This window comes from Alistipes sp. CAG:268, assembly GCA_000434235.1.
GTDB classification, from domain to species: Bacteria; Bacteroidota; Bacteroidia; order Bacteroidales; family Rikenellaceae; genus Alistipes; species Alistipes avistercoris.
Map to the genome: position 1 here is coordinate 11635 of FR892009.1, position 10352 is coordinate 21986.

At 60.0% G+C, this 10352-nt stretch carries 10 protein-coding genes; 1 reads left to right on the forward strand and 9 read right to left on the reverse strand.

The window, feature by feature from the left end; translation table 11 throughout:
• The 7 genes from QZL63_RS08410 to QZL63_RS08440 form a co-directional block, all read right to left on the reverse strand.
• A partial coding sequence (locus QZL63_RS08410; protein WP_290586555.1) for a GxGYxYP domain-containing protein occupies positions 1–317 on the reverse strand: 317 nt, incomplete at its 3' end.
• Entirely contained in the window at positions 314–2908 is a 2595-nt protein-coding gene (locus tag QZL63_RS08415) for an alpha-L-arabinofuranosidase C-terminal domain-containing protein (RefSeq protein WP_022308876.1), read from the reverse strand. The genes QZL63_RS08410 and QZL63_RS08415, both read right to left, overlap by 4 nt.
• Before the next feature lie 4 nt (positions 2909–2912).
• Positions 2913–3977, reverse strand: coding sequence for a cellulase family glycosylhydrolase (locus QZL63_RS08420; protein WP_022308877.1), 1065 nt, complete (start codon positions 3975–3977; stop codon positions 2913–2915).
• 11 nt (positions 3978–3988) lie between these two features.
• Entirely contained in the window at positions 3989–5008 is a 1020-nt protein-coding gene (locus QZL63_RS08425; RefSeq protein WP_022308878.1) for a uroporphyrinogen decarboxylase family protein, read from the reverse strand.
• A gap of 23 nt (positions 5009–5031) precedes the next feature.
• A complete protein-coding gene (locus QZL63_RS08430; RefSeq protein WP_022308879.1) occupies positions 5032–5712 on the reverse strand; it encodes a vitamin B12 dependent-methionine synthase activation domain-containing protein in 681 nt (226 codons plus the stop codon).
• A 10-nt stretch (positions 5713–5722) separates the two neighbouring features.
• Entirely contained in the window at positions 5723–6361 is a 639-nt protein-coding gene (locus tag QZL63_RS08435; protein WP_022308880.1) for a corrinoid protein, read from the reverse strand.
• 18 nt (positions 6362–6379) lie between these two features.
• Positions 6380–7384 carry a uroporphyrinogen decarboxylase family protein gene (locus tag QZL63_RS08440; RefSeq protein ID WP_022308881.1) on the reverse strand — a complete coding sequence of 335 codons (1005 nt, stop codon included), beginning with the start codon at positions 7382–7384 and terminating at the stop codon, positions 6380–6382.
• Positions 7385–7519: 135 nt separating this feature from the next.
• Here QZL63_RS08440 and QZL63_RS08445 point away from each other — a divergent pair, with 135 nt between their 5' ends.
• Entirely contained in the window at positions 7520–8413 is an 894-nt protein-coding gene (locus tag QZL63_RS08445) for an AraC family transcriptional regulator (protein WP_022308882.1), read from the forward strand.
• Between the two features lie 55 nt (positions 8414–8468).
• Here the strand turns inward: QZL63_RS08445 and QZL63_RS08450 are convergent, their stop codons facing one another.
• The gene (locus QZL63_RS08450) at positions 8469–9806 is read right to left on the reverse strand and encodes a DUF5013 domain-containing protein (protein WP_022308883.1); all 1338 of its coding nucleotides are present in this window, start codon (positions 9804–9806) and stop codon (positions 8469–8471) included.
• Between the two features lie 16 nt (positions 9807–9822).
• A partial coding sequence (locus QZL63_RS08455) for a RagB/SusD family nutrient uptake outer membrane protein (RefSeq protein ID WP_290586558.1) occupies positions 9823–10352 on the reverse strand: 530 nt, incomplete at its 5' end.

Consider the following 10352-nt stretch of genomic DNA (forward strand, 5'->3'; position numbering starts at 1 on the left):
AGCCCGGGATCCTCGCCTTCGCCGAGCGGAAGCAGGTCGAACGGCCGCTTCGTGTCGTCGAGCTGGCGTACGTGGTGGTCGGCCAGGTAGAGATAGCATTGGGCCGTATCCTGGTTCACGAGCCCCTGAAAGGCCGTGGCGATCATGCGGGCCGGTCCCCGGTCCTTGCGGATGTCGGCCACGGTGATGCGCCCGCGATGCATTCGGGTTTTGTAGAACTGGCCCGATTGGGGCCCGGCCGCCCATGCGCACTGAAGAGCGAGCAGGGGAAGGCACAGCAGGATGAACGGCACTCTTTTCATGGCGGGGCGTTTCATTGTCGGTGCGTGTTTTTCAGTTTCAGCCGCAGAACGGTCATGGATTGCGGGCGGAACGTGACCTCCATCTGCGGCGATACGTGGTTGAAAACCTCCTCCACGGGCACGATCCGGTTGCGCTCCTCGAAGGTGTTCTCGTCGAATTTCGAATCGGCCCACAGGCAGATCCGTTTGCCCAGCGGTTCGAACTCGGCGTTGCGGAAGTCGAACTTCACCGGCATCGGGACATCTTCGGCATTGATCACCTTCACAATCACCTCGCCGTTTTTACGGTCGAGCCCCGCAAGGGCGTATTGCCGCTGGACGTAGCTGTTGTCGTATACGAGGGCCTTGACTCCGTCGATCCAGCATTCGAACGTCTCCTGGTTGCGGATCACGAGCTTGACGTGATAGGTTCGTCCTGTTTCGATCGGCTGGGTCGGCCGTTCGGTGTTCAGCACGAACGCATTGTGATTCGATACCGACTGGAAGATCGTCCAGGCGTTGCCGAAACTGCCGAGCGTCATCTGGTAGCAGTCGGCCGTGTTGTCGCTGTTCCGGTTGCCGAAATGGAGGACGAATCCCTCCTTGCCCCCGAGTTTTGTGGCGTCGAACTCCACCGATACGAGTGCGGCCTTGCGGGCGTCGAACTGCCGCCCCTGCAGCAGGATGGAACTCGTTGCCGAGGGGTTGGGCTGGACGAGTTTGCCGCCTTCGACCTTCCAGTCGGGCGATGTGGCGAACCATTCGCCCGGATTCCCGGCGATGTCCGATGCGTAGACCTCCTCGCCGTCCACCGTGACCCGGATGTCGGAGAATTCGGCTGCGGTCTGATAGGTGCCCAGTCCGATGCCGCCCCGCGGGGTGGTCTTGTCGGGGAGAATGCCCAGGGTGGTCTCCGTAGCCAGATTGACATCGGGACGGTTGTCCGTGAACATCCGCTCGACCCAGTACGACGAACGTCCGATCACGTCGTCGTTGCGCACCAGGATGAGGTTTACGCCCATCCGGCACTTGGTGTTTTCCATCAGGGGGGCATACGAACACATCGTGACCAGGTCCGAATTGCGCTCCATGCCCATGATGAATGCACCTTCGCTCAGGGCCCCCTCCATGTTGCCGGCGCCCACACCCATGTTGCAGGCGTACTCTCCGACGTAGGTCTTGTGCCCCTCCTCGCGGGGGAAGCGGTCGAAATAGTCCGTGTTGGAGTAGAACCAGCTCGGGAAGTTGTAGAAGTGCGGGTCGTTCATGTCGTATCCGTCGATCCATCCCAGCTGCTCGCTCATCGGCAGGCACGTGATGATGGTGATGTCGGGATAGGCTTCGCGGATCCGCTTGTAGAAACGGTTGTAGTACTTGGCGTACATGGCGCTGTGGTTTTCGTTCCCGACCTCGATGTAGTCCAGTGTGAACGGTTCGGGATGGCCGTTCCGGGCCCGTTCGGCGCCCCAGCGGGTCGTCTCGGCGTCGCCCGTGGCATATTCGATCGCATCCAGCGCATCCTGTATCAGGCCTTCGACCTGGTCGTCGTCGTAGAAGTCGCCGTTGCGCCCGTCGCAGGACAAGCCGGCGTTGCAGACGAACATGGCCTTGCAGCCGATGTCCTCGCAGTATTGCAGGAATTCGTGGTATCCGAATCCGTTGGTGGAGTGGTAGCCCCAGAGGTTGTATTCGCCCTTGCGCAGCTCCGGTTTCCCGATCGTGTTCTTCCAGTTCACGCGGTTCTCCATCGTGAGCCCCTCGACGATGCACCCGCCGGGCCAGCGCATGAATGCCGGCTTGAGGTCAGCCACGAACTGCGCGACGTCGCGGCGCAGTCCGTTGGGGCGGTTGTGGAATGTGTGGCGGGGGAAGAGCGACACGTAGTCGATCTCCAGCGAGCCCTCCGAATCGAACCGCAGGGCGAACCGTCCGTCGTTCACCGTCCGTGAGGGCTTCAACTCCCCTTCGAAATAGCTCCACGCTCCGTTGTCTTTCAGGGCAAACCGCTTTGCGGCCAGCACTTCGCCGTCGGCTGCGAGGATTTCCGCCGTCACGCTTCCCCGGTATCCGTCCGCGGCCCTGACGTAGAAGCGCAGGTCGTATTTCTCGCCCGCCTCGACGGCCAGGCCGTAGAAACCGCTGTTTACGAGGCGGAACGGATCCCGGCAGGCGTCGATCGAAAGATACATGGCCTTCGAGTCCTCGACCTGCAGGTGGTCCGTATCGTCGATGCGGACCGAATACGAGGCTCCGTCCGCCGCTTCGATCGTCCATCCCGGATGGGTGTCTTCGATGTCCCAGGGAATGCTCCAGCTGCGCATCTGTTCGGGCGACGAGTAGACCGCCCGGTACGGGGCATAGACCCTCTTGTCTTCCGGGTTGTAGGTGCAGCCCGACGGCAGGTTCTTCTCCTCGAACCCCCGGTTGAAGATCAGTTCCGCGTACATGCCCCCGTCGGCCGAACGGTTGATGTCCTCGAAGAAGATGCCGTACATCGTCGGGGCGATCTCCGCCTCCTCCCGGGCCACGTCTACCGTGATCCGGGCCTGTGGAATGTTTTGGCCCGATGCCGCCGATACGATTCCGGCGGCACCGAGCATCAGAAGTGTATGGATGTTTCGCTTCATGGGATCATTTGCAGTATTTTTTCAACAGATCGATCTCCGACGGGTCGTAGGGTGTAAAATCGCCCCGGAAGATATCGTGCTGCCACGGCCCCGTGTATTCGCCGTGCTCGGGACGGTGCCCCCACGGAAGATCCGTCTGGGTCTTGCCGTTCACCAACCCCCAGAGCATGCAGCCTACCCCCTCCTCAGCGAAGACGGGAAGCACGGAGGCGATGGTCGATCCAGTGGGGCGGTTCATCCATTCGGTGCAGATCACCGGACGGTTCTCCGCCTTCAGCTGGCGGCACATCTCCCGGGTGTATGCGGCATCGGAGTAGCAGTGGAAGCTGACGATGTCCGAATTGTCGATCGAGAATCTCCGGAGCTCTTCGTCTCCGCTCCACACGCCGATCGTCACCGGTTGCGAGATCTCGACCTCGCGGGCCCATTTCACGACCTTGTGCAGCAGCGGCATCGAGCGGAAGGCGAGACCTCCGTTCGTCGGCTCGTTGTAGAGATCCCATGCCAGGATGCGGTCGTCGTCGGCAAATCGGGTCAGCACCTCCTTCACGTAGGTTTCGAGCAGCGGATGCGTCCTTTCGTCGATGACCATCGTGTGCCCGGGCGACGGCGACCAGGCCCAGGCGTACCATCCTTCGAGCGGCTCGGGCTGGATGCCGGTCTGCGGGTCGGTGCTGGCTCCGAATGCGCAGTCGTCGAAGAAGATGGGCATCGCTTTGATGTGGTGCTTGTCGCAAATCTCGAGGAATTTGTCGAGCGCCCTGATGAAATGTTTCGGGTTCTCGGCATAGACTGCATACTGCATCACGACGCGGGCGCAGTTCAGTCCGACCTCTTCGGCCAGGGCGAGTTCACGGTCCATCACCTCGGGCGAGAAACTCGTGCGGTCCCACATGGCCGTGTAGTTGATCGCGTTGGCCGGAATGTAGTTGAAGCCGCAGAACCACGGATTCACGGCGGCCCACTCCCGGGCCTCCTTTTCGGTCCATCGTTCGGATGCTCCGGCCTGGGAACAGAGTGCCGAGGCAAACAGTGCGGCGGTCAGCAGAAGGGTGGTTTTCTTCATCATGGGAGTATGTTTTAAAAGGTTAAGGTTGCGTTGTAGTCGGTTACTGCCCGGTAGAAGGCCTCGATGTTGGCTGCCGGAACGGCCGGGGGAACGTCACACCCCGACGAGATGACGTAGTTGGGGTAGCGGCGTGTGGCTTCGAGCAGATCGCGGGTCGCCCGGTAGACCTCTTCGGGAGATGCCCCCTTGAAGATCCCCACCGGATCGAGGTTGCCCATCACCAGCGCCTCGCCGGGACATGCGTCCAGCGCCGCGACCATGTCGGCCTGGTTGCCGAAGTGGTATCCGGCGGCACCCGTTCCGACCATGGCCTCCGTACAGTGGCCTGTATCTCCGCAGTTGTGGAGGATAATGAGAAACCGGTCGTCCTGCACGCTCTCCACGATGCGGCGGATGTAGGGCGTGGCATAGCGGAGGCAATCGTCGTTCGAGATCAGTCCCGCGGCCGGCTCGGCCATGATGACCCCCTGTGCTCCCGTATCGCGGAGTGCGCGGCAGTAGGTTTCGATGAATTGCGTGCATTTTTCGAGCAGGCGGCAGACAGCGTCGGGGGCGGTGAACAGCGCCATCATCAGTTCGCTCATCCCGAACAGTCGTCCGGCCAGCGAGAACGGTCCGATGCATCCTGCCAGAAGCGGCTTGTCTCCGATTGCCCGGGCCACCGTGCGGTTGGCTTCGAGGTACTGGGGGATGCGGGCCGCGTCGATTCCGGGCACGGGCAGCGCGTCGATGCCGGCCGGATCGTGCACCGGCGGTTCGATGACGCTCGGAACCTCGTGTTCGGGGAAAACGATGCGTGCGCCGAATGCTTCGGCCTCGACCGTCAGGTCCATGATGACCGTGCAGGCATCGGCCGGATAGCGGGCGTCGAGAGCAAGGATCGCCCGTGCATGGGTCTTGCCGTCGGTGACGGCCTGCCGTACCGTGGCGCCGCACAGCTCGATTCCCGGGTGGGTCATGATGGGAATGGCCCGGCGCCGGGGTGAGGCGATCGTAAGGGCTTTCCAGCCGGTTGTGTCTATGTTTTTCATGTTGGGTTCGTATTTATGTCGGTTCATGGGTCGGGAATCCTGCGCTTGTAGCAGTTGGCGTTGCGGCAAATGGCACAACCGTAGGGTTTCCGTTCGACGGCTTCTCCGATGCCGATGACCCCGCTCACCGATTTGATGGGGTACATCAGCGAGCTTTCCGTCAGTTCGATGCCGCAGGGGTGTTCCGGCAGCAGGCCGAAGAGCAGTTTCTGTTCCGTGACCCGCCATCCGCAGTAGCCCGGACTGTAGGGGTAGGTGTGCGGCGTGGCGGCTTCGAGGTCGAGCCGCTGCTCGACCTGCGCCACGCAGGCTTCGGCCAGTACGCTGCCCACCGCGTCGGCGATGAACTCCCGCACGCAGTCGCCCGACTCCTTGCAGGTGCGGCGGAAGTCTTCGAATTCCCGACCGGCCGTTGCCACGAACAGACAGAAACGGTCTGCTCCCGACAGGCTGTCGGCGATGATCTTTCCCGTGCGGAACTCCGTGCCGTCCACTTCGATCCGGTTGGGTGCGACGACGCTTCCGGGACGGATGCCGTAGAGGATCCGGGGCCTGCAGACCTGCGCCGTGGCACCGAGTACCTCGTCGAGCATTCCGAGAATCCCGGGATCCGGAGTCGTGTCGCCGTATCCCAGCGCCCGGTAGAGCTCCCTCCGGTCGAGGGCGAGGCTGTCGAAGTCGAGGTCGAACGCTTTGTACTGCATGGCGTGCGGGTCAGGCGATGTGGAGCAACTGTTTGGCTCCGGTTACGGCGGCATTGGCATTCGACGTGTAGAGGTCCGCGCCGATCTGTGCGGCAAAAGCCTCATTGACGGGAGCTCCGCCCACCATGACCTTCACCCGGTCGCGCAAACCCTCCTTTTCCAGGTCGGCGACCACGTTGCGCATGTAGTTCATCGTCGTGGTGAGCAGTGCCGACAGGCAGACGATGTCGGCATGGTGCTCGCGGATTGCCTGGATGAATTTCTCGCTCGAGACGTCGATTCCCAGATTGACGACCTTGAATCCGCATCCCTCGAACATCGAGGCCACCAGATTCTTCCCGATGTCGTGCAGGTCGCCCTTGACGGTTCCGATGACAATGGTCCCCAGGCGGGGCTCCGTCTCCTCGGTCATGTAGGGTTTGAGGATCTCCAAGGCGCCCTTCATCGCCCGGGCCGACATCAGCAGGTTGGGCACGAAGGCCTTTCGGTCCTGAAACCGTTGCCCGATCTCGGCCATGCCGGTCGTCAGGTAGTCGTTGATCAGCGTCTGCGTGTCCATGCCTTCGGCCAGAGCCTGGCGGACGAGCTGCTGCGTTTGTTCGAGGTTGCCGGCCACGATGGCCTGCGAGAGAGGATTCATCTCTTCCATATCGGTTGTGCTTTTGTTCTATTCGATTTGTTTCTTTGCAATGTTTATGAATGTCAGCATGTTCTCGAGCGAGGTGTCCCCCTCGACCGAATGCGACGGCGAGAAAATGTAGCCGCCCTCCCGGCCGAGCTCCAGCAGATGCCGCGATTCGCGGGCGACATCCTCCACGGTCCCGAACGGCAGGGTCTTCTGCATCGACAGCCCCCCGTGGAAGGCGAGCCTTCCGCGATACCGTTTGAGCAGGTCATCGACATCCATAACCTCCGGCTGGAAGGGGTTGAAGCAGTTCAGGCCGATCGAGATCAGGTCGTCGAACAGCTCGTCCACGTCGCCGCAGCTGTGTATCATCACGTATTTCCCGGCTTCTCGCACGCGGCCGTACATCCGCTGCAGACGGGGGTAGATGAACTCCCGCCAGAGATCGTATCCCATGATCAGACCGATCTGCTGCCCCCAGTCGTCTCCGAAGTAGACCGCGTCGATGTCGTATTCGAGGGCCTTGTCGATCTGCCGCAGGTTGTAGTCGCAGATCGCGTCCAGCAGTTCGTTCACGAATCCCGGGTTGATGTAGAAGTCCATCAGCAGGTTCTCGATCCCGCGCAGGGTCCAGGCCCGTTCGTAGAGCGAGAATCCGATCTGGAAGACGCGGAACATGTCGGGCTTCTTCCCGATTTCGCTCTCGATATCGGCGAAAAAGCGCGGGTCGAGCGGGTCGGGAAAACGGTATCCCTCGAGGGTCGGTTCGGGAAGCAGGCACCCTTTCACATCCCCGATGTCCTTGTCCACGCTGCGGTCCCAGACTACGCCGAAAACATCGCGGACCAGATTGTCTCCCAGATCCTCGAAGAATCCGATGTCGCTTCCGAGCTGCAGGATGTGGTTGCCCAGGACGGGGTCGAGGTCGTCCGTTGCGTAGTAGTTCATGAGCGCCTCCTTGGGCTCTTTGGTGAATTTGAAGGACCAAGGCACATAGGGGGGCTTCTTGCCGTCAAGCACGCACTTGATAACTTCGCGTTTGGTCATTTCGTATTTTTTAATGTATGAATAAACTTGATTGGTTTGGTTCTACAAATATATGATCAAAAAAGGCTCTGATCTATGGCGTGATTTGCATTTAATTGTGTTATATTTGCATTGGATCGGTCAAATGATAAAACCATGCTTTACGAAACTATTATTCCGGCCTCCGGGTGTTCGTTCACGAAGAAGAATTTCGTCTTCAAACACTTTCCGCCCGATTGGCACTACCATCCCGAATACGAACTTGTGGCCATTACCGAGGGCTTCGGAAAACGTTTCGTCGGGAATGGCGTGAGTGAATTCTTTCCCGGTGACATTGCGCTCATCGGATCGAACGTCCCCCATTTCCATCTCAGCGATCAGGTATTCTATGAGGACAACGACCTGTACTGTTCCTCCGAGGTCATCCAGTTCAATCTCAATGTCTTCCCGGCAGAGTTCCGGACGATGCCCGAGTTTGCGGGCGTCGTGCGCCTGCTGAACGAGAGTGTCCGCGGGCTGCTGTTCCGCCACGGGGCGGACGTTGATTGGATTCTCGGCCGGTTGTCCAACTTCGAGCGGCTCGACGGCCTTACCCGTTACGTGGAGCTGTTCCGCATTCTGGGGCGTTTGAGCCGGGGGACGGAGTTCACCTATCTTTCCACCTCGGTCGGAGGTGGATACGGACGGGTCAAGGAGCTGCACAATCTGCCCGTCAGCCGTGCGTATCAGTACCTGGCCAACAATTTCAGAGAGACGGTCACTCTCGAGAAGGTGGCCGAATACGCCGGCCAGAACCCTACGGCGCTGTGCCGGAATTTCAAGCAATCCACCGGCCGCAGCATCTTCAGCTGCCTGCTCGAGATCCGGATCGACTTCGCCTACAAACTGTTGGTCAATTCGGATTTCAGCATCATCCAGGTGGCATATGAGTCCGGATTCCGGAACATTTCGCACTTCAACCACAAGTTCAAGGAGATGTCGGGTCTCTCTCCGCTCGAGTACCGGCGCATGCACCGGGCCAAGGGGCGGGATTCGGAAGAGGATGCCTGAGGGGGCGATCCGGCGGGAGAATGTGCGGGGCGGAGATCTCCGCCCCGCAGCTATTCTACTCTTCGGTGCCTTCCGTTCCGAGGTCGATCAGGCTGAGTTTGGTGAAACTGCAGGCCAGAGGCCCGGAATCGGGGAAGTTGAACAGGAATCCGAGCGTCACCTCGGTCTCGGAGTCCAGCGTGAACTGAACCGATGCGTCCGAATAGGTGTCCGAATAGGCTATGGCCGAATCGAGCGCTTCCCTGTCCGGAATCTCCCCGCCTTTTGCGATGACCAGATAACAGGTCCCGTGGCCGCCCCAGTAATTCTTGATGAATTCGTCGAACGGAGTGGCCGACAACAGGTATTTTCCGGCGGGCAGGGTGGTCGTCTGGCGGATTTTGCCGTTTTCGATCCCTGCCTGCGGGTCGGTGTCGAAACTGATGGCTCCGATGCAGTTGCGACCGAAGCGGAGCTCCAGGCCTCCCTGCATCTCGGGATATGTCTTCGGATCGCTGGCCGCGTTGATCTTGCAGTTGTCACTGATCACCCAGTCGGCCGGTGTCGAGTAGCTGTCGGCCGGCGGACATCCCTCTGCCACGGCGAACGGGGCTTGATAGTTCTTCAGATATTGGTCGCTCACGTCGTTGAGGTCGGTTGGCAGCTCCTCCACCTTGAGGATTTCGGACCACAGCCAGCGGTCGGATTTCGACGTCTTGACCGCTACCCGGGCAAAACAGTAATCCCGGAAGTTGTTGATGTATCCGTCGATGTATTTCGATGCGGGCATCGAGATCTCGATGGGCCGTTCGGTCGATACCTCATCGGCCGACTGGGCGATCGGTGTGCTCGAATTGACCAGCTTTGTGGGCCCGACATAGAGTCGTGCGTCCGTGAGTTCGATGTCGGGATCGTCGGGGAAGAGCGCCTTGACTGAGAACGAGGCGTTGATGTTCGTGACATCGGTCGTGACCTTGAAGTCGCTGATCTCGAAATAGGGCGTGATTTCGATGTCGGGAACCACGTAGTTGCCCCTCATGGTGAAGACCATCGTGTCGAGTACGGTCTGTCCCTGGTCGTCGGTGTGCTGCGGCCAGCCGGTCCACTCCCACGGATAGGTGATCGTCATTTTGGGCATCAGTTTGTATTCGCCGTCGAAAAGCAGCGAAGAGTAGGTCCCGTCGTATTTCACGCGGATTCCCCAGCCTTCGTGCTTGCCGAACCCGTCCTGGAAGAACTGGATGATCTCGTCGTTGGCGTCCGAGGGGCTCCCGTCCATGTAGACCGGGGCCCCGTTGTGAACCAGACGGCCGGTCATCCAGGTCGAGGGAGGATCGAAATTGTCCTTTTTGCATCCTGTCAGCAGAGTCGTTGCGAGCAGCGCAACGGTGGACCATATTCTGATTGTTTTCATGGCGTGTTTTCGTTGTTTATTCCTGATACGGATTCTTTACCAGCAGCGGGTTGTTGTTCAAAACCGACTGGTCGATCGAGGCATAGTAGTTCTTGGTCTGGAACCAGAGCGGGAATTTCCGCTTGGTGTTGTGGATCCGGCGGAAGATCCATTTTCCGTCGTCGGGGTCTCCCGGAGCATATACCTTGTAGGGCCACAGTCCGTAGATGAGGGCCGTTTCGGTGTCGGCCTGTCCGTCGAAAAGTTTGTCGGCGATGCGGAACCGCTTCAGGTCGTAGAAACGCAGTCCTTCGAATGCGAACTCGGCGGTACGTTCTCGAAGGAAGGTCTCATATCCGGTGATCTCGTCCGGTTCGATTTCGCGGATGCCGGCGCGGCGGCGCACTTCGTTGAGATAGTCGGCAGCCTTGGCCTTTTCGCCCAGCTCCCAGGCGGCTTCGGCGGCATTGAGCAGTACCTCGGCATAGCGGAACCGGCAGAATGCCAGGTCGCTCTGTCCCATCATCTCGCTGCCGGCCTTCGAATCGACGTACTTGCGCAGCAGGA

Excerpts from the sequence above, each read along its gene's own strand:
- QZL63_RS08415 (WP_022308876.1), bottom strand. The coding sequence starts at position 2,908 with ATGAAGCGAAACATCCATACACTTCTGATGCTCGGTGCCGCCGGAATC.
- QZL63_RS08420 (WP_022308877.1), bottom strand. The coding sequence starts at position 3,977 with ATGATGAAGAAAACCACCCTTCTGCTGACCGCCGCACTGTTTGCCTCG.
- QZL63_RS08425 (WP_022308878.1), bottom strand. The coding sequence starts at position 5,008 with ATGAAAAACATAGACACAACCGGCTGGAAAGCCCTTACGATCGCCTCA.
- QZL63_RS08430 (WP_022308879.1), bottom strand. The coding sequence starts at position 5,712 with ATGCAGTACAAAGCGTTCGACCTCGACTTCGACAGCCTCGCCCTCGAC.
- QZL63_RS08435 (WP_022308880.1), bottom strand. The coding sequence starts at position 6,361 with ATGGAAGAGATGAATCCTCTCTCGCAGGCCATCGTGGCCGGCAACCTC.
- QZL63_RS08440 (WP_022308881.1), bottom strand. The coding sequence starts at position 7,384 with ATGACCAAACGCGAAGTTATCAAGTGCGTGCTTGACGGCAAGAAGCCC.
- QZL63_RS08445 (WP_022308882.1), top strand. The coding sequence starts at position 7,520 with ATGCTTTACGAAACTATTATTCCGGCCTCCGGGTGTTCGTTCACGAAG.
- QZL63_RS08450 (WP_022308883.1), bottom strand. The coding sequence starts at position 9,806 with ATGAAAACAATCAGAATATGGTCCACCGTTGCGCTGCTCGCAACGACT.